A 232-nucleotide genomic window follows, 5' to 3' on the forward strand; every position below is an offset into this window, starting at 1 on the left:
AAAAAAATAATAAAACACACATAACAACAATAAAAAAATTTATACAACAACTATACTATAAAGAAATACTAAAGAAATCGTTATAAGCAATATAATTAAAAAAAAAACACGATGGTGGCGCTGACGCTGGCACAAGGCGATGAAACACTGGCGACGCAGCTCACCGATGAGATGCTGTCAGGACGCTTTCAGCCAGCCACGCCAACATTCCTCAACTGCGGTAAGCAGCAGC

At 39.2% G+C, this 232-nt stretch carries 1 protein-coding gene; it reads left to right on the forward strand.

From position 1 onward, the window contains the following. Window positions 1–111 precede the first annotated feature (111 nt). On the forward strand, window positions 112–232 hold a 121-nt coding region (locus CF394_RS16155), incomplete at its 3' end, for a ribonucleotide reductase N-terminal alpha domain-containing protein (protein WP_243370940.1).

It is taken from the genome of Tetzosporium hominis, assembly GCF_002265435.1.
Lineage (GTDB): Bacteria > Bacillota > Bacilli > Bacillales_A > Planococcaceae > Chryseomicrobium > Chryseomicrobium hominis.